The sequence below is a fragment of the Bacillus sp. NPDC094064 genome, assembly GCF_050279585.1.
Classification (GTDB): domain Bacteria; phylum Bacillota; class Bacilli; order Bacillales; family Bacillaceae_G; genus Bacillus_A.
Genome location: NZ_JBNNUI010000009.1, coordinates 194,937 through 212,780, shown reverse-complemented (window position 1 = coordinate 212,780; position 17,844 = coordinate 194,937). Strand labels below are relative to the sequence as shown.

General features: G+C 36.3%; 19 protein-coding genes and 1 other annotated feature. Of the genes, 5 read left to right on the top strand and 14 right to left on the bottom strand.

The window, feature by feature from the left end; all coding sequences use genetic code 11:
- Window positions 1-94: 94 nt before the first annotated feature.
- The gene (locus tag ACQKNI_RS20575) at window positions 95-451 is read right to left on the bottom strand and encodes a hypothetical protein (protein ID WP_140417379.1); all 357 of its coding nucleotides are present in this window, start codon (window positions 449-451) and stop codon (window positions 95-97) included.
- A gap of 141 nt (window positions 452-592) precedes the next feature.
- Window positions 593-813 (top strand) — a binding site (T-box leader).
- A 277-nt stretch (window positions 814-1,090) separates the two neighbouring features.
- On the opposite strand from ACQKNI_RS20575, the gene nhaC reads away from it, so the two are divergent.
- Window positions 1,091-2,464, top strand: a complete 1,374-nt coding sequence (gene nhaC / locus ACQKNI_RS20570) for a Na+/H+ antiporter NhaC (protein WP_088231032.1) — start codon at window positions 1,091-1,093, stop codon at window positions 2,462-2,464.
- Between the two features lie 46 nt (window positions 2,465-2,510).
- Here nhaC and cpdB read toward each other — a convergent pair whose 3' ends face one another.
- Window positions 2,511-4,820: a bifunctional 2',3'-cyclic-nucleotide 2'-phosphodiesterase/3'-nucleotidase gene (gene cpdB, locus ACQKNI_RS20565; protein ID WP_088231031.1), complete on the bottom strand. Its 2,310-nt coding sequence runs from the start codon at window positions 4,818-4,820 to the stop codon at window positions 2,511-2,513.
- A gap of 363 nt (window positions 4,821-5,183) precedes the next feature.
- Between cpdB and ACQKNI_RS20560 the strand changes: the two genes are divergently transcribed.
- The gene (locus ACQKNI_RS20560) at window positions 5,184-5,963 is read left to right on the top strand and encodes a GDSL-type esterase/lipase family protein (RefSeq protein ID WP_088231030.1); all 780 of its coding nucleotides are present in this window, start codon (window positions 5,184-5,186) and stop codon (window positions 5,961-5,963) included.
- Between the two features lie 72 nt (window positions 5,964-6,035).
- On the top strand, window positions 6,036-6,482 hold the full coding sequence (locus tag ACQKNI_RS20555; RefSeq protein WP_088231029.1) for a MarR family winged helix-turn-helix transcriptional regulator: 447 nt from the start codon (window positions 6,036-6,038) through the stop codon (window positions 6,480-6,482).
- 24 nt (window positions 6,483-6,506) lie between these two features.
- Here ACQKNI_RS20555 and ACQKNI_RS20550 read toward each other — a convergent pair whose 3' ends face one another.
- The 7 genes from ACQKNI_RS20550 to argC all read right to left on the bottom strand — a co-directional run bounded on the left by ACQKNI_RS20550 (window position 6,507) and on the right by argC (window position 12,639).
- Window positions 6,507-6,713 carry a hypothetical protein gene (locus tag ACQKNI_RS20550; RefSeq protein ID WP_088231028.1) on the bottom strand — a complete coding sequence of 69 codons (207 nt, stop codon included), beginning with the start codon at window positions 6,711-6,713 and terminating at the stop codon, window positions 6,507-6,509.
- 57 nt (window positions 6,714-6,770) lie between these two features.
- Window positions 6,771-7,331 (bottom strand): DUF2062 domain-containing protein, encoded by a 561-nt coding sequence (locus tag ACQKNI_RS20545; RefSeq protein WP_088231027.1) that lies wholly within the window; start codon window positions 7,329-7,331, stop codon window positions 6,771-6,773.
- A 137-nt stretch (window positions 7,332-7,468) separates the two neighbouring features.
- Window positions 7,469-8,419, bottom strand: a complete 951-nt coding sequence (gene argF / locus ACQKNI_RS20540) for an ornithine carbamoyltransferase (RefSeq protein WP_088231026.1) — start codon at window positions 8,417-8,419, stop codon at window positions 7,469-7,471.
- Window positions 8,420-8,431: 12 nt separating this feature from the next.
- Entirely contained in the window at window positions 8,432-9,592 is a 1,161-nt protein-coding gene (locus tag ACQKNI_RS20535; RefSeq protein WP_088231025.1) for an acetylornithine transaminase, read from the bottom strand.
- Entirely contained in the window at window positions 9,589-10,356 is a 768-nt protein-coding gene (gene argB, locus ACQKNI_RS20530) for an acetylglutamate kinase (RefSeq protein WP_088231024.1), read from the bottom strand. Before argB ends, ACQKNI_RS20535 begins: the two co-directional genes overlap by 4 nt.
- 11 nt (window positions 10,357-10,367) lie before the next feature.
- Entirely contained in the window at window positions 10,368-11,591 is a 1,224-nt protein-coding gene (argJ, locus tag ACQKNI_RS20525) for a bifunctional glutamate N-acetyltransferase/amino-acid acetyltransferase ArgJ (protein WP_140417378.1), read from the bottom strand.
- 10 nt (window positions 11,592-11,601) lie between these two features.
- Entirely contained in the window at window positions 11,602-12,639 is a 1,038-nt protein-coding gene (gene argC, locus ACQKNI_RS20520; protein WP_098356839.1) for an N-acetyl-gamma-glutamyl-phosphate reductase, read from the bottom strand.
- Between the two features lie 224 nt (window positions 12,640-12,863).
- Between argC and ACQKNI_RS20515 the strand changes: the two genes are divergently transcribed.
- The gene (locus ACQKNI_RS20515; protein ID WP_088231021.1) at window positions 12,864-13,052 is read left to right on the top strand and encodes a YqzH family protein; all 189 of its coding nucleotides are present in this window, start codon (window positions 12,864-12,866) and stop codon (window positions 13,050-13,052) included.
- A gap of 29 nt (window positions 13,053-13,081) precedes the next feature.
- Here the strand turns inward: ACQKNI_RS20515 and ACQKNI_RS20510 are convergent, their stop codons facing one another.
- Complete coding sequence (locus tag ACQKNI_RS20510; protein WP_088231020.1) at window positions 13,082-13,876, bottom strand: SDR family oxidoreductase; 795 nt, start codon at window positions 13,874-13,876, stop codon at window positions 13,082-13,084.
- A 9-nt stretch (window positions 13,877-13,885) separates the two neighbouring features.
- Window positions 13,886-14,839, bottom strand: a complete 954-nt coding sequence (locus ACQKNI_RS20505) for an MBL fold metallo-hydrolase (RefSeq protein ID WP_088231019.1) — start codon at window positions 14,837-14,839, stop codon at window positions 13,886-13,888.
- A 165-nt stretch (window positions 14,840-15,004) separates the two neighbouring features.
- On the opposite strand from ACQKNI_RS20505, the gene proI reads away from it, so the two are divergent.
- Entirely contained in the window at window positions 15,005-15,844 is an 840-nt protein-coding gene (gene proI, locus ACQKNI_RS20500) for a pyrroline-5-carboxylate reductase ProI (protein ID WP_088231018.1), read from the top strand.
- A gap of 51 nt (window positions 15,845-15,895) precedes the next feature.
- Here proI and sdaAA read toward each other — a convergent pair whose 3' ends face one another.
- Genes sdaAA through ACQKNI_RS20485 form a run of 3 tightly spaced genes read right to left on the bottom strand, consistent with a single transcriptional unit; the run spans window position 15,896 to window position 17,633 of the window.
- Window positions 15,896-16,774 carry an L-serine ammonia-lyase, iron-sulfur-dependent, subunit alpha gene (gene sdaAA, locus ACQKNI_RS20495; RefSeq protein ID WP_088231017.1) on the bottom strand — a complete coding sequence of 293 codons (879 nt, stop codon included), beginning with the start codon at window positions 16,772-16,774 and terminating at the stop codon, window positions 15,896-15,898.
- Between the two features lie 18 nt (window positions 16,775-16,792).
- Window positions 16,793-17,452, bottom strand: coding sequence for an L-serine ammonia-lyase, iron-sulfur-dependent subunit beta (gene sdaAB / locus ACQKNI_RS20490; RefSeq protein WP_088231016.1), 660 nt, complete (start codon window positions 17,450-17,452; stop codon window positions 16,793-16,795).
- A gap of 43 nt (window positions 17,453-17,495) precedes the next feature.
- Window positions 17,496-17,633 carry a hypothetical protein gene (locus ACQKNI_RS20485; protein WP_176548473.1) on the bottom strand — a complete coding sequence of 46 codons (138 nt, stop codon included), beginning with the start codon at window positions 17,631-17,633 and terminating at the stop codon, window positions 17,496-17,498.
- Between the last annotated feature and the right edge of the window lie 211 nt (window positions 17,634-17,844).

The following is a 17,844-nucleotide window of genomic DNA, read 5'->3' as shown; positions in this document are numbered from 1 at the left end:
ATAAATATAGTTAACATTAAAATTAAATGACTGTCAATTATTTTTAAATCAAATAGTTCTTAAAAAAGAACAACTTATCATACGATAAGTTGTTCTACTTTCCATGTTGTATCTTGCCAATTTCTAAAATAATCTCTTCATCTTTTTTTCCTTCTGTATCAATTCCAAGTTGCTTCGCATGCTCAATTAATAATTCATGGCGCTGCTCAAACCTAGCCGTGTCTACTTCTTTCGTAATCTCTTCTTTTGTCTTTCCTTCAGTAGAAACTCCGAGTTTTGCAGCTGCTTTTTCCATCGACTTCTTCTCTTCAGTTTCTTTCACTTTCTTCACTTCTGACTGCTTTGTTTGACTTTGTTTTGACTGCTCTGATTCAGCTGCAAAAGCTGTGTAAATTCCAGCACTTCCTCCAACGACTAGTAAGGTGGTAAAAAGAATTATTTTTTTCTTCACTCTTTCCTCCCCTTTCAAATTCATTATAACGCACGTTTTCGCAGTATTAAAACTTTTCTCCTTTATTTCCCTAAAAAAATATTAAACATTTTTATTGACATGTAAGACGAATATATGATAAAAATTTAACTAACATCATATGAATCGGCGTTGATAGGATTTAGTAGTATTTCGATTTCTGATTTCAGAGAGCTGGTGGTCGGTGCGAACCAGTACAGAGCGAATTATGAATTACCCCCTGGAGCTTCTTTTACGAAACGTAAGGAGTAGTGAAAGACGGTTATAGACCGTTATGTCTAAAGAGTGGTGAAACGACACTGTTTCACAATTTAGGGTGGTACCGCGAATTTTTCGTCCCTGCATATATTGCAGGGGCGTTTTTATTTTATTAGCGCATATCATATGACCCTTTATTTTGTGATACATTCATTTCACAAGCTAGGGTGGTACCGCGATTTCTTCGTCCCTGCATAATTATATGCAGGGACGTTTTTTTATCCAATCATTTCCGTATCATATTGAGATATTGACAATTACCGGTGATTTGTCGCAAAATTCTAAAATTTAGAAGGAAATAAACAATATTGGCGAATTTTATATAAAAAAGAGCTATTTTAGATTATTTAGGAGGGGAAAACAATGGTTTCAAAAATTGAATCTGTTCTTTTAACAATTTTTATCTTTTTCTGTATTGGTTTTAGTGTTATTCAATTAGAAGTTTCACCACACATCCCAATTTTATTTGGTATCGTTCTTTTATTAGCATTTGGATTTATAAAAAAAATCTCTTGGTCTACTATGGAAAAAGGAATGATAAGCAGTATTTCAGCTGGTATTCCATCAATATTTATTTTCTTACTTGTAGGCGTATTAATTAGTGTTTGGATCGCAGCTGGAACAATTCCAACTTTAATGGTATACGGATTCCAACTTGTATCTCCAAAAATTTTCGTTCCAACTGTTTTTGTTGTTTGTGCCATTGTTGGAACAAGCATTGGTAGTGCCTTTACAACTGCTGCAACTGTAGGTCTTGCCTTTATGGGAATGGGCACTGCCCTTGGATACGACCCAGCTCTTATCGCTGGCGCAATTATTTCTGGTGCATTCTTTGGAGATAAAATGTCTCCTTTATCTGATACAACAAACTTAGCTCCTGCTGTAACCGGTGTAGATTTATTTGAACATATTCGTAACATGCTTTGGACGACAATTCCAGCTTTCATTATTGCTTTTATTGCATATTTCATTTTAGGAAGTGGATCTGGTGGAAACGTTGATTTCTCAGCATTTATTACTACATTAGAAAAAAATGCAACGATTTCTATCGTCACTCTTATTCCTATTTTATTACTGTTCCTATTCGCATTTAAAAAGGTTCCAGCAGTTCCAACATTACTTGCAGGAATCGTAGTAGGGATTATTATTCTCTTTATTTTTAAACCGAGCACTTCTTTAGCTGATTTAATGAAAATTATGCAAGACGGTTACGTTTCTAAAACTGGTATAAAAGATATTGATAGCTTATTATCTCGCGGCGGTTTACAAAGTATGATGATGTCAATTGCTCTTATTTTCCTAGCTCTTTGTATGGGAGGTTTATTACAAGGAATGGGTATTATCACGCAGCTAATGAATATCATCTCTAGCTTCGTAAAAACTAGTACACGCTTAATTATTTCTACTGCTTCAACTGCAATTGGTGTAAACTTCTTACTTGGCGAACAATACTTATCAATCGTTTTAACAGGGCAAGCATTCGCTAACAAATACGATGAAGTCGGTTTAGAACGTCGTAATTTATCACGAGTATTAGAAGATGCTGGTACAGTAATTAATCCGCTCGTACCATGGGGTGTAAGTGGCGTATTCCTAACAAACGTCCTCAGCGTCCCAACACTCGATTATGTTCCATACGCAATCTTCTGTCTAGCTTGTCCAGTCGTAACGATTATCGTTGGTTTTACTGGATTTGGCCTTTCATGGAAGAAAGAAAAAACAGTACCAGTTTCATAATATAAAAAGGATTACCAATTAAGGTAATCCTTTTTATATTCCTCTACTATCTATTCGCTTTCTTTCTTCTAAATAACATAAGTAGTCCCGCACCAACAAAAGCCAGACCTGCTCCGATTGTAGAAGCAACGCTTGCACCTGTTTTCGGTAAATCACGTTCCTCTTTATCTGCTTCTTTATTTTCACTTACAGTTGTTTCTTTTGTATCTTGATTATCCGTTTGTCCAGTTCCTGCGTTATTTCCATTATTACCTTCATCCGTTGGTGGTGTCGTTGGATTTTCTCCATTATTACCTTCACCTGTTGGCGGTGTCGTTGGATTCTCTCCATTATTGCCCTCACCTGTTGGTGGTGTCGTTGGATTCTCTCCACCAGTTTCCTTATCATCATTCTTCTTCGTTATATCAATTGCATATTTAGCAAATTCGTTTTCAGATGGTCCAACATATGATATTTTCCCATCTTTCTTTATATACTTTTGGGCATTTGGTGAAGAATCAAATGTTGTATTCAATTTATCTGCAACAATCGGTTTGAACGTCCAATTTTGATCTGCTGCTGGATCAATAACTGGTGTTTCTTGCATATACTTCACAATGATTTGACGTGTTTCATCTTGTGATTGGTATACAACTTCCCCTTTACTTACACCAGGGAACGTTTGGCTACTTCCACGATAGTTATTTGTAGCAACGATGAACTCTTGATTGTCAGCTACAGGCTTACCTTCATATGTCATATTTATAATACGATTCGTATTTGCATTTACAACTTTTCCATCTTTATCGTATTTTGCCGGTTGTGTTACATCAATTTCGTATTTTAAGCCATCTAAAATATCAAAGTTATATGTAGGATATCCTATATTTACTAATGGCTGTTCTTCTGTTTTCTTTGGATCAATTTGATTAAACTGACCTGCAGACATTTCAAGCCATTCTTTCACTTGTGCCCCATTTACTTTTACAGCATATAACGTATTTGGATATACGTATAAATCTGCAACGTTTTTAATCGCTAACGTTCCAGCTGGAATATCAGTATAATAGGTAGCCCCGTTTCGTCCACCCGCTTTAAATGGTGCTCCTGCAGATAAAACTGGGATTCCTTTATATTTACTATATTGTCCATTTTCAGCAAATAACTTTTCTACATACCATTTTTGGGCATTTGTTACAAGTTGTACAGACGGATCATCTTGTACTAATGAGAAATAACTATTAATTGGCGCTGTTGTTTTTCCTACCGCTGTATTCACATAATCAATTGTCGCTTGATGATCATCTTTAATTTCATTAACTAATTTTTGATCAGATTGTACTAATGGGTTTCCTTTACTATCAGCAATCGGACGAAGTTGTGGCTTCGACTGCTCTTTTTGCACTTCCCATTTTCCGTTTACCTTTTTCAATTGCATATCAATAATACCTAAGTTACTTCCAAAGACACCAGGCATTACAACTGGAACACCATTAAATACATCCTTCACTTCTGTATGTGAATGTCCCATTAATACTGCATCTACACCAGGAACCTCTGTTAAATAATACGACGCGTTTTCCATTCCAACGTTGTATCCACTCTTATCAACACCTGAATGAGCTAGTGCAACAATAACATCTGCACCTTCTGCTTTCATTTTTGGTACCATTTTTTTCGCTGTTTCAACAATATCTTTCGCTTTTACTTTTCCTTCTAAATTTGCTTTATCCCAATTCATAACTTGAGGTGGAACAAATCCCATTACCCCAATTTTCACTTTTTGTTTTTGACCAGCTTCATCTTCTACTTCTTTTTCAAAAATATGATATGGTTTAAAGTAATTTTGGTCATTCTCTTCATTATTATCTTTGTCGTCTTTATAGACGTTCGAGTTAATAACCGGGAACTCTGTTTTACTAATCACTTTGTTTAAGTAATCTAAACCATAATTGAATTCATGATTCCCAAGAGAGATGACGTCATACTTCATTAAATTCATTAAACGATATAATGGATGTACATAATTAGGATCCACAGGCTTCTTCGGATCATTTATTTTATTCGCTACGTAATCTCCAAGCGGCGTCCCTTGTAATGCATCCCCATCATCAAATAGGACAGAATTTTTCGCTTCTTCACGCGCTTTATTAACAAGTGTTGCAGTTTGTACGAGACCTACTTTATTATCTGTTTTCGTTTGATAATAATCGTAATTCATTAAGTTAACGTGAATATCTGATGTTTCTAAAATTCGTAAGTTAACTGTACTCTCCCCAGTTTTCTCATCCGCATAAGCCGTTGTTGGCAACACTTGTGGCGCTATCACACCAATAGCAAGAGTTGCTCCAGCTAGCATTTTTTTTGACTTTTTCACAAAAAATCCCCCTTATACAATTACCCAATATAATGAAATAAATCTCTATCTATCTCTAACCTCATATTTTTTTCTTCTAGTAGAGATTCGATTTTTATTTCATTCCGCTTTAACGGGTAGTCCCACAAAAGCTCGATAGCTGAAGACTAACTATTAACGGAAAATAGACTTCCCACTAACCCTAGTTTCACCTTATCTGACATTATCATATATAATGTACTTTCATATCGTCAATATTTTTTGACATGCTTCTACAAATTTTCTGTAAAGTTATTGTAAAATTTTCATAGATATATAATATGCCCTTACATTGTTAATACTGCTGAATATGATACAATTACCAATTACAAGGAGGATGAATTTATGAAAAAAGTCATCTTAACAATTGTTTGTCTCCTCCTTCTAATCATTTCTTATTCTTATTTTGAGAAGAACGATGAGACAAAACAAAACGAAGCCGAAGAAAAAACAACAAAAACATCCACTCCAAGTTGGATTGATAAACAAACAAACGATTCCTTTTATCACCTTGTTTTAGGTGATTCACTCGCCAAAGGATATGGATCGACACAAGGGGGATTTGCTGAATTAGCTTCTAAACAAATAGAAGCACAAATTCATAAACCAATTACAGTAGAAAACCTTGGGATAAACGGTCTTACAACAGATCGTCTCGCTAAAAATGTTCAATCAGAAGATATAAAGCAAAAAATTAGAGCAGCAAATATCATTACGATTAATATCGGAGGAAATAATTTATTTCGCTTAAATCGTGATGTCGGTGTTATAGACGGTATTAAAATGTTAAATAAAGAAAAAGCTCATTTTGAAGCGGATATAAAAAACATTGTAAAGACAGTTCGCGATCAAAATCCGAACGCTTTACTCATTCTCTCTGAACTCTATAACCCGTTACAACTCGATGACTCCATCGCAAGTTATGCAGATATGTTTTTAGATGGCTGGAATGAATCTGTTTATTCCATTGCAAAAGCAAATCAACCATCTATCGTTTTACCAATTCGAAAATTAATATCGAATGATAAAAAAGAATTATTATTTGACCAAGTACATCCCAATGATAACGGCTATGCCATTATTGCTAATACATTTACAAAGCAAGTGTTATCCTACAAATATTAAAGCGTCCATGAAACAATTCTATTTTTATACCATGCCTTTTTTGTTACAATGAGAGTGGAAGGGGGCCTTTATATGGAATCACGCGAGTGGGAACGTATTGTTGATCATCTTCTTTCGCTAGTGCCTCTTTTTTATCGCAAATTTATGCTTCCTGGAGAATTTTCTTCTCAAAGACATATGCCGCCATCACATACACAAGTATTACTACTTCTGCATGAAAATGGCACATTAGCAGTTTCCGAAATCGGCAAGCGGCTAGCGATTTCACGGCCTAACATGACACCTCTATTAAACAAACTGATTCAAGAAGAACTAATAGAGCGTCATTATAGCGAAAAAGATCGACGGGTCATTTTAATTTCCCTAACAGGTGAAGGGAAATTGTTAGTAAATCAGTATCAGCAATTCATTTTAGACAAACTAAAAGAAAATTTCCAAACATTATCTGAGGAAGAGCGTGAGAAGCTCATTCATTCTCTTCAAACCATTCAAAATTTAATTTTGAAAACAAACGCATAAAGCTGCTTCTAAATAGAAGCAGCTTTATGATTCGTAATAATTACCATAGTATACATTTGAATATGGCCATGTTGTTAAATATGGTTTTTGTTCCTGCGTAGGCTGTTGTTGTGGTATTTGTGATAATTGCTGTAATTGTTGTTGCCGATACAATTCGTATTGTCTATTCATATCATATACAGAATAATAATTTACATATGGATATACTTGAGGTACGTAATAATAATACATTATTCTCTCCTCCTTTTTCTTAAACATATTCAAAGGAGAAAATGAATGTGACACTCTTTATATTTGCACAAGTGGTTCTCGCACTCGTTTCTTTCTTTTCTTCAAACGTAACTTCCGGTTCTTTTCATATAAATAATGCACAACGAAATATGAGATTACCCCAAACACAACTCCTATTATCGTCATACCAATCAATACATATACTTCACTCTGTAATACACTCTTTAACATTGTGAAAATATGGCTCGAAAACAAATCTGATATCGTAAATGGTTCATGATGTACTTTCTGAACATGAAATGGATAAATCATTTTCCCTAACGCATACGCAAATGGAAATAAAAATACTGGGAGAAACGATATCTTCCCAATAATATTGCCAATGACTGCCGCTGGAAAAGACCCTTTTGCTAACCTGACGATCGGATAAAATATTAAATATACGAGCGATGCCGTATAAATTACTAACATTTCTAAACCAAAGCCAATGGCAAAACCTAATGATACTTTCTTTGCTCCTTCTGGCGATCGAAGCAACTTATAGTATTGAAACTTTAATATTCTCCACATCCGCTGGAAAAACGAATATGTTTTCTTAGTTGTTTTCAAATTCATCATCTCTTTAACTATATTTTTATTCCTAGTATGCCCTTACATACTCTGAAAAACAAATTTCACTTTCTCTTTTATTATAAATGATATAGAAATGGTTAACCAAATATACATATGACATTTCAACACAAAAAACCTCCCTTTTAGGAAGGCTCTTCTACATTTTTAAATAAACTTACTAATAATGCTTTTTGCGCATGTAATCGATTACCAGCTTGCTCAAAGACAACAGACTGTGGTCCATCTATAATGTCCCCTGTTACTTCTTCCTCTCGATGGGCAGGTAAACAGTGTAAGAAACGATATGTTTCCTTCGCATGCATAACAAGTTCTTTATTTATTTGGTAAGGTTGAAATAACTTATATTTCTCTTCTTCCCCCTCTTGCCCCATACTCATCCAAACGTCCGTATAAATGAAATCTGCTTTATTTACCGCTAATTCAGGATTATGCAAAATTTCAATTTCAGCTCCTGTTTCTTCAGCAATTGCCAACGCTTTTTTTACAATCTCCTCATTCGGTTCATACCCTACAGGTGTTGCAACTGCCATATTCATTCCGACTTTTGCGCTCGCTAACAACAATGAATGACATACATTATTTCCGTCACCTACGTAAGCCAATTTTATTCCTTTAAATTTATTTGTTTCTTCATATATTGTCATTAGGTCTGCCAATGCTTGACAAGGGTGATGATCGTCCGTTAATCCATTAATAACAGGTATGCTCGATTCTTTCGCAAGCTCTTCTACATCCGCATGCGAGAATGTACGTATCATAATCCCGTCAATATAATGCGATAATACTTTCGCAGTATCTGAAACGGTCTCTCCTCTTCCCATTTGCATCTCTTTCCCACTTAAAAACATGCCATGTCCTCCGAGCTGAACCATTCCTGCTTCAAAAGAAACGCGAGTACGAGTCGAATGCTTATCAAAAATAAGCCCTAATATTTTGCCTTGTAGTAAAGGCTCCTGCTTATTCTTTTTTAAATATATAGCAAACTCAATTAAAGAAATGATTTCTTCTTGCGTCAGTTCTTCTAGTGTTAAAAGATCTTTCGTATTTAATTTCGGTACTTGTACAGTTGACATGAAACTTCCCCCTTATATGATTGATGCGTTTTTTGTACAAACTACTTTTTTTATCATATATACTGCCTGTTCTAGCTCTTCATTCGTTACAATGAGTGGTGGTAATAGTCTTATAACATTAGGACCTGCTTGTAATACGAGTAGCCCTTCTTTTTCTAATTGTTCTATAAAACTCCCAACTTCTTGCTTACATTCGATTCCAATCATAAGCCCCTTACCACGAATATTTTGAATACAGTCGACATGTCGTAATTCCTCTCGCAACTTCTCTAATACGTACTCGCCCTTTTCCTTTACTTCTTTTAAAAACGATGGTTTCTTACTTACTTGCAATACTTCTTTCGCTGCAGCCATCGCAATATAATTCCCGCCGAAAGTTGAACCGTGTGATCCCGCAGTAAACGATGTTCCGAGTTCTTTCTGGCCGATCATCGCTCCAACAGGAATGCCATTTCCAAGAGCCTTAGCGGTAGTAACGATATGAGGATTTATTCCCATTTGTTCGTAAGCAAATAATGTCCCTGTTCTTCCAATTCCTGTTTGTACTTCGTCTATAATAAATAAGGAACCGAACTTATTACATAATGTTTCAATCGCTTTCAAAAAAGATAGATCAGCAGGTATGACTCCTCCCTCTCCTTGAACAACTTCTACCATTATCGCCGCAACCTCTTCATTCATTACTGCCTCTAACGCCTGTATATCATTAAAAGGGATATGTAAAAAAGATGGAAGCAATGGACCAAATCCTTTTTTCACTTTATCTTGCCCTGTTGCACTCATCGTTCCAAATGTTCTACCGTGGAACGATTGCTCACATGTGACGACTAAAGATTTTCCGGTATGCTTACGTGCTAACTTTAAAGCTGCTTCATTTGCCTCTGCCCCGCTATTACAAAAAAACACATAATCTAATGCTATGTCTTCTGTTAATAACAACGCGACTTCTTCTTGTAAGCTGTTTGTAAACAGATTAGATATATGCCATATATTACCCTGTTGCCCTTGTACAGCTTTCATAACAGTAGGGTGACAATGCCCTAAATTACATACACCAATCCCTGACGTAAAATCTAAGTATTGTTTACCGTTATTATCAATAACTTTCGTTCCCTTTCCTTTTACAAACTCAATATTTCTTCTTCCATACGTTTGAAAAAGATGACTTGTCATACGATACTCACGCCTTTCGTTACCGTCGTTCCAATACACTCTCCTGTAACCTCAGTAAAATTTTTTGTACCATTTACGATACTTACCTTTTGTACTCCCATCTTTAATGATGTAAGTGCAGCCTGTACTTTCGGAATCATCCCACCTGTAATGACCCCTTCTTCTATAAAAGTAACAATCTCAGATTCATCCGCTTTCTTTATCAAATCCCCTTCATGTAATATCCCATCTACATCCGTAATAAAAATGAGTTCTTTTGCGGATAGCGCGGCTGCAACTCCAGCTGCAGCTGTATCAGCATTTATGTTATAAATTTCATTACCACCTACCCCGATTGGAGCAATAACAGGAATATAATCCGAGTTTATTAACCCTTTTAATAATGATGTTTCTACATAACTTACTTCCCCCACATATCCTATCTCTTCGCTGACAGGTTGAACTTGAAGTAACTTACCATCACACCCTGAAAGCCCAACCGCAGGTAAATTATGCTTTTGTAAATTCATTACGAGTTTTTTATTCGTACTTCCGCATAGCACCATTTGAACAATATCTATAACTTCTTTCGGTGTTACTCGTAATCCATCTTTCTTTTCCACCTTAATATTAGAGGCTTCTAGTTTGGCATCAATTTCTGGACCACCGCCATGGACAATCACTACCTTATACTTCTGTTGCAATTTCTTTATACAATCAAAAAACATACTATTTAATTGATCTAACATACTACCACCGCATTTCACTACAATATAACCGCTCATCTTCTCCCTCCTTATGTACGATAACAAGCGTTTATTTTCACATAGTCATAACTTAAATCACAGCCCCAAGCTGATCCTTTTTCTTCTCCTAAATGTAAATAAACATCAATGACTATTTCATTTTCTTGTAATCTCTTTTTCATTTCCTTCTCAGAAAACATTTGAGGTTCACTATTGTTTAAAACCGAGATAGATTGAAGAGTAATATCAATTGTATTCGGATTAATAACTACTTCACTTTGTCCCATACTACTAATAATTCGTCCCCAATTTGGGTCTTCACCGTATATTGCTGTTTTCACAAGACTCGAACCGACTATTTGCTTTGCAATCTTTTTTGCCTCTTCACTCGTTTTCGCACCTTGCACATTCACCTCAATTAACTTCGTAGCCCCTTCTCCATCTTGTGCAATTTTTTTCGCTAAATCTTCACATACCTTCTGTAAAGCAAATACGAAAGTTTCCCATTCTTTATGTTCCATACTCATCGTTTTCGTTTCTGACAATCCACTTGCCATAACGATGACCATATCATTTGTAGACGTATCTCCGTCTACCGTAATTTGATTAAATGTATAATTCGTAATTTGTGATAATGCTGTTTGCAATACGCCATGCTCTATATTGACGTCTGTTGTAATAAAACTAAGCATCGTTGCCATATTCGGATGAATCATCCCTGAACCCTTAGCAACACCAGCAATGGTCACTTTCTTCCCATCAATAATCATCTCATAGCAAGTTTCTTTCGTTATAAGATCCGTCGTTAAAATCGCTTCAGAAAAAGAACCTGCTTCACTTTCTTCCTTCGCCGGGATAAGAGTTGCAACTCCCTTTCGGATTATATCCATCGGTAAAGGAACACCAATTACACCTGTTGAAGCTACTGCAACGTAATTTTCTTTCAAACCAAACTGTTCTGCTCCTAATGCACGCATCTCATATGCATCTTGTAATCCTTTCATCCCCGTACAAGCATTTGCATTTCCACTATTGACGAGAATGGCTTGTAATTTCCCCTCCGCCGCTATGCTCTCTTTCGTTACTTGCAGGGGAGCTGCTTGTATTTGATTTGTCGTATAAACAGCGGCACTTGCTGCTGGTACTTCACAAACGATTGCGCCTAAATCCTTTTTCTCCTTTTTCAATCCATTCGCAGTACCAATTGCCGAAAAACCTTTCGGCGTTACAATTGAACCATTTTCTAATTTTGTAATAGACTCTACTTTAATCATCATGTCCCCCTTATAGATAAAGCGGCATATGCTGTAAACCTGTTGTTTCTTCTATTCCCGCTACTATATTTGCATTTTGAACCGCTTGCCCAGCCGCACCTTTCATCATATTGTCTATAACAGAAACGACCGTCACCCTTCCTGTTCTTTCATCGTAAGCTATCCCCATATCACAATAATTTGAGCCCCTCACTTCTTTCGGACTTGGAAATTCTCCTTGCTTGCGAATTCGAATAAAAGCTGATTGTTCATACGTTTCTTCATATAACTTTTGAAGTTGTTCTATTTCCATTTCTCGTTTTACTTTCGCATAAAGCGTAACCATAATCCCCCTTGATATCGGTATTAAATGTGTACTAAACGTGATTGGCTTCGTTTCACTATTCCACTCTGCAAGCATTTGCTCAATTTCAGGAACATGTTGATGCTCATTTACTTTATAAATACGCAAGTTATCGTATAACTCAGGAAAGTGAGTCATTGTTGTTGGACTTTTTCCCGCTCCAGATGCTCCTGATTTCGCATCAATAATAATGGAATCTTCTTCAATCATGCCGCTACGTACTAACGGCAATATCGCTAATAATGCAGCTGTAGCAAAACATCCTGGGTTTGCAATTAAATTTGCATTTTGAATCTCGGACCTTTTCCATTCACTTAATCCATATACAGCTTCCCTAAGAACTTCTTCTTTTGCAGCTGCCCTTTTATACCACTGTTCATATGTCGAAGGATCTATCATGCGAAAATCTCCAGATAGGTCAATGACTTTTAAACCTACTGCCAATAATTTAGGAGTTAACTCTGCCGACACTCCTGCTGGGGTTGCTAAAAATACAATTTCTGCTTCCTTCTTTATTTCCTCCGCATCAATTTCTTGTAACGTATGGACAAGAACATTTCGAAAATGCGGATATATATTTGTTATACACTCACCAACTTGCGAAAAAGAATGGAGAGATGCTATCGAAAAATATGGATGCTGCTCTAATAACCGAATTAACTCAACGCCCCCATATCCAGTTGCTCCAATAATCGCGACTTTCATAAGCTCCTCCTCAAATCAATTCTTTAAATTAAGTATGATTATAATATTGTATATTTATAGAGTCAATTAAATATTTATAAATTTTTAAAACTTAAAAAACTTAATTTTACTAGGAAAACAATATTTACAACCTGTTTTTTATGCAAAAACAATGTATAATAGCATTTTCATTTCACTTCAAGTACAATGAAATAATACATGTATACATACAGGCGGGGAGAAACATGAATGAAAAATTAATTGAGAAAATGATTACAAAAAGTTTTCAGCAATATCAATGCAGTCCTGCGTCAAAAGAGGATCAAGAAATGCTAGTGAAATATATTAAAACGACCATTTATTCAAATGCTGAAATTGATGTATATGAGGCAATTGAGGATATCGTTTATGATTATGTAACTGGAAAACAATAAAAAATAGGAGGTTTCCATATGGAAACCTCCTATTTTTTACTTAATGATTTACCTGCTACACGTTCAAATAAACCTGGGAATAAAGCATAAAGTTTTGGACCAATGCCCATCCACTTCGGTAAGTTTACTTCACGCTTTTTCGTATGCATCGATTTTACAATTTGTTCTGCTACATATGTTGGCTTTAACATGTAACGTCCCATATTTTTCACATATGTACCTGATTGATCAGCTATTTCAAAAAAGTTCGTATCTATCGGACCTGGGTTAATTGCTGTCACATAAACATCTGTATTCGATAATTCCATACGTAAACTATTCGTAAACCCTAATACGGCATGTTTCGTCGCTGCATAAGCACTCGATTTCGGCGTTGCAATTTTTCCAGCGAGTGAAGCAATATTAATAATTTGTCCTTCGTTCCTTTTTACCATATACGGTAAAACTGCTTTCGTACAAGCTACTAATCCGAATACATTTACTTGAAACATATCCTTTACCTCGTCCATTGACGCTTCTTCAAACGTTTTAAAAATACCAAATCCCGCATTGTTTACTAATATATCAATACGTCCCACTTCTTGTAATACCTTTGAAAAGACAGATTGTACCTTTGTCTCTTCACTTACATCTAATACATAATAATAGCAAGGCGTATTATAAGTTTCTTTAATTTTGTCTGCTAACGCTTTTAATTTCTCTTCTGTTCTAGCCATTAATACTGGAGTCGCCCCCTGCTCTGCAACTTGCATTGCAATTTGCTCTCCAATTCCACTAGAAGCACCTGTAATGACGATTACTTTATTTTGTAAACGTCCTGTCATTGCTGTCACCTACTTTGCATAATAAATCAATTGTTGCGAAGATTCATCAATCATCACTTGTTGATTATATGCTAAATAGTCTAATTGTCCAACAGTTTCTGAAATAGTAAGCGGCAATTGCTCTTTATATAATACGGGAAATAGTTTTACACATACTTCAAATGCTGTCATTGGTTTTTCTTTTAATAATTCAAGTACTTTAAACGCACGTGTTTCTTGCTTTTGTAATCTCGTTTCAATCAGTTGTTTCACATTTAGAACATCTTCTCCATGCCCTGATAAAATACGTGAAATATTCATTTCGCTTAAACGTTGTAACGTTTGATTATATTGTAGTAACGGACGTGCTCTTTCCGTTTGCCCTTCATATGGTGGTTCTAATATTGGGTTTGAAGAAATATGGCTAATGAGCGCATCCCCACCAATTAATATTCCATCTGATTCTCTATATAAAGAAATATGAGTAGAAGCATGACCTGGCGTTTCAATTACTGTAAACCCAGGTAAAGAATCGATACGATCTCCTTCTCTCACAGTATGCGTTAACGATCTATTACAAGAATATTTAAGTGTCTTTGTCGTCAATAATTCCTCATCTTTCAAAAATGCTGCTGGAACGCCGAACTGCAAGGCTGTCTCTTTAAAAAACTTATGATACCACTTTAAAAATTGTGGATTTTGTGTGATCCAAGGCTCATTCCAAGGGTGTCCAATAATATTTGTTTCCTCAGAGAATATATTTAACAGCCCACAATGATCCGCATGATGATGTGTAATCACTACTGTTTTAATATCTTCTATCGTATACCCTAATGCACCTAATTGACTTTTTAACGCACTTCTTGCCCCTTCTGTATTCGTCCCTGTATCAATTAACGTTAACGTCTCCCCCTCAACTACAAACACATTCACAGTTTCAACTGCAAATGGCACAGGAATCTCCAATCGGTGAATCGCCGTCATGCTTAGCCCCCCTGTCTCTTTCCGGTTCAAAAATGAATACCTCTTCAGTTTACAACTTCCTTATTAATTTGTCATTATTTTCAGATAAAAAGAGGTGTTTTCTATAATAAACCGAATGTATGTACATTTATAAGAATCTCTAACCAAATTTAAAGGAGGAACATCATGTCTATTCAAAATATTTCCTTTCTCGGTGCAGGCTCCATTGCCGAAGCGATTATTGGTGGCTTGGTACAAGCAAATGTTGTTAAAAGCGAACAAATTACCGTAAGTAATCGTTCTAACGAGACAAGGTTACAGGAGCTACATACAAAATACGGCGTCAAAGGTACACATAATAAAAAAGAACTACTTACTGATGCCAATATTCTTTTTCTAGCAATGAAGCCAAAGGATGTTGCAGAAGCGCTTATCCCTTTTAAAGAGTATATACATAATGATCTGCTTATTATTTCGTTATTAGCAGGCGTTTCTACTCACTCGATTAGAAACCTACTTCAAAAAAACGTTCCGATTATTCGTGCAATGCCAAATACATCTGCAGCTATTTTAAAATCAGCTACTGCCATCTCACCTTCCAAACATGCAACAACGGAACATATTCAGACTGCCATAGCTTTATTTGAAACGATCGGTCTCGTCTCTGTTGTAGAGGAAGAAGATATGCATGCTGTCACTGCGTTATCTGGAAGTGGGCCTGCTTATATTTATTACGTAGTAGAAGCGATGGAAGAAGCCGCAAAAAAAATCGGTTTAAAAGAAGATGTTGCAAAGTCACTTATTCTTCAGACGATGATTGGTGCTGCTGAAATGCTAAAAGCGAGTGAAAAACACCCTTCTATTTTGCGAAAGGAAATTACTTCTCCTGGTGGAACGACCGAAGCAGGTATTGAAGTATTACAAGAACATAAATTTCAACAAGCACTTATTTCTTGTATTACACAAGCAGCGCAACGATCACATAATCTTGGGGAAACATTAGAACAACTAACAAAAGAAAAATAAAAAATGGAGCTCAATCTTACTTGAGCTCCATTTTTTTATAATCATATATTTTTAGTCATTAATCTTCCCAAAGATCTCTTCTTGCAGACGGCGACCAGTCGGTGTTGCTGCAAGTCCACCTTCAGCTGTTTCACGAAGTGCTACTGGCATCGTTTGTCCGATTCTAAACATTGCCTCAATTACTTCATCACATGGAATTGTACTCGTTACACCAGCTAATGCTAAATCAGCTGAAATCATAGCATTGGAAGCGCCCGCTGCATTACGTTTTACACAAGGTACTTCTACAAGGCCTGCAACAGGATCGCATACTAAACCAAGCATGTTCTTTAATGAAATGGCCATCGCTGTAGCTGCTTGATCTTGTGTTCCACCAGCCATCTCAACTGCTGCTGCAGCTGCCATTCCACTTGCTGAACCAACTTCAGCTTGGCATCCTCCCGCTGCACCAGAAATACAAGCGTTATTCGCAACAACCATACCGAAAGCTCCTGCTGTAAATAAAAATTCAATCATCTCTTCACGTGTAGGCTGTAATTTTTCTTTCAGTGCAAACAGTACACCTGGCACTGTTCCAGCAGACCCTGCTGTTGGTGTTGCACAAATAATTCCCATCGCTGCGTTTACTTCATTTGTTGCAACAGCTTTACTCACTGCGTCCAAAATCGTATCTCCAGATAAGCCTTTTCCACTCTTCATATACGCTTGAACTTTTACAGCATCTCCACCAGTTAAACCAGTCGGTGATTTCACACCGCGAATACCTCGTTCTACTGCTTGCTCCATCACGACTAAGTTCTTTTCCATACCAGCAATTACTTCTTCACGTGAAATACTTCTTGTTTCCATTTCACATTGAATCATAATTTCTGCGATTTTTACATTTTGTTCTTTAGCTTGCGCCACTAGTTCCGCTGCGTTCCGAAACATGGTGAGTCCCCCCTGCAATTATTCCATAATAGTTACTTGACAAATATTTTGTTGCTCATTTATCTCTTTAATCACTTCATCTGCTAACAACTCATCTGTTTCGATGACCATAAGCGCTCTTCTTCCTTTTTCTTTACGAGAAACACTCATTGTACTAATGTTAATCTCATGTTTCGCAAGGATTGAAGCTACTGCTGCAATAGCACCAAAGCGATCGTTATTTACAATAAGAAGTGCTGGGCTTGTTCCTGATAATTGCAGATCAAAGCCGTTTAACTCTACAACCTCGATCTTACCACCACCAATAGAACATGCAACAACTTCAATTTCTTCCTCTCCTTTATACAAACGAATTCTCGCTGTATTTGGATGAGGTGCATTTGCATCTTCTTCAATGAATTCAACTTCAATTTCGCGCTCTTTTGCAATGTCTAGTGCATCTGGAATGCGTAAATCATCTGTTTCAAATCCAAGTATTCCACCAATTAACGCTACATCCGTACCGTGCCCACGATACGTTTTTGCAAATGATCCGTATAATGAAATGCTAACTCTCTCTGGCTCATGACGAAACAGCTGGCGAGCAACTTGCCCCATTCTTGCTGCCCCTGCTGTATGTGAACTTGATGGACCAATCATAACTGGACCAATAATATCAAATACCGAGCGATACTTCATCATAACTCCCCCTAAACCTCTATGAAAATTTTTTACTATTCTATTAAGCTACCGCATCTATTGCTTTTCCAGCCATACCACGAATTTGCTCCGCTATACGAATTGGATATTTTTCAAATAAAAGTGAACCAATATATCCTGAAATAATACCTGATACCATAATACATACGAAATATAGCATTATTTTCATTTAAAATGATATAAGATAACCAGCAATTAAGCCTGGTAGCAATCCAAAGTTTAACACAGAAACCTCTACAATCATAGCATAAACAGGAGATATACCTATCGCTAAATGCAACTAAATTTTCACCAGCTACTCCTCCTGGGTCACCCACTGATTGTCCAAGCTCTTTTAAAAATGGTATTCCAAATAAATTATAATGTGCCCT

Coding starts and splice junctions, on each gene's coding strand:
- ACQKNI_RS20485 (WP_176548473.1), bottom strand. CDS start 17,633: ATGCTATATTTCGTATGTATTATGGTATCAGGTATTATTTCAGGATAT.
- ACQKNI_RS20555 (WP_088231029.1), top strand. CDS start 6,036: ATGGAATCACGCGAGTGGGAACGTATTGTTGATCATCTTCTTTCGCTA.
- ACQKNI_RS20505 (WP_088231019.1), bottom strand. CDS start 14,839: ATGACGGCGATTCACCGATTGGAGATTCCTGTGCCATTTGCAGTTGAA.
- sdaAB (WP_088231016.1), bottom strand. CDS start 17,452: ATGAAGTATCGCTCGGTATTTGATATTATTGGTCCAGTTATGATTGGT.
- argC (WP_098356839.1), bottom strand. CDS start 12,639: ATGAAAGTCGCGATTATTGGAGCAACTGGATATGGGGGCGTTGAGTTA.
- sdaAA (WP_088231017.1), bottom strand. CDS start 16,774: ATGTTTCGGAACGCAGCGGAACTAGTGGCGCAAGCTAAAGAACAAAAT.
- ACQKNI_RS20550 (WP_088231028.1), bottom strand. CDS start 6,713: ATGTATTATTATTACGTACCTCAAGTATATCCATATGTAAATTATTAT.
- argJ (WP_140417378.1), bottom strand. CDS start 11,591: ATGATTAAAGTAGAGTCTATTACAAAATTAGAAAATGGTTCAATTGTA.
- nhaC (WP_088231032.1), top strand. CDS start 1,091: ATGGTTTCAAAAATTGAATCTGTTCTTTTAACAATTTTTATCTTTTTC.
- ACQKNI_RS20515 (WP_088231021.1), top strand. CDS start 12,864: ATGAATGAAAAATTAATTGAGAAAATGATTACAAAAAGTTTTCAGCAA.
- ACQKNI_RS20510 (WP_088231020.1), bottom strand. CDS start 13,876: ATGACAGGACGTTTACAAAATAAAGTAATCGTCATTACAGGTGCTTCT.
- proI (WP_088231018.1), top strand. CDS start 15,005: ATGTCTATTCAAAATATTTCCTTTCTCGGTGCAGGCTCCATTGCCGAA.
- ACQKNI_RS20545 (WP_088231027.1), bottom strand. CDS start 7,331: ATGATGAATTTGAAAACAACTAAGAAAACATATTCGTTTTTCCAGCGG.
- ACQKNI_RS20535 (WP_088231025.1), bottom strand. CDS start 9,592: ATGACAAGTCATCTTTTTCAAACGTATGGAAGAAGAAATATTGAGTTT.
- argB (WP_088231024.1), bottom strand. CDS start 10,356: ATGAGCGGTTATATTGTAGTGAAATGCGGTGGTAGTATGTTAGATCAA.
- argF (WP_088231026.1), bottom strand. CDS start 8,419: ATGTCAACTGTACAAGTACCGAAATTAAATACGAAAGATCTTTTAACA.
- ACQKNI_RS20560 (WP_088231030.1), top strand. CDS start 5,184: ATGAAAAAAGTCATCTTAACAATTGTTTGTCTCCTCCTTCTAATCATT.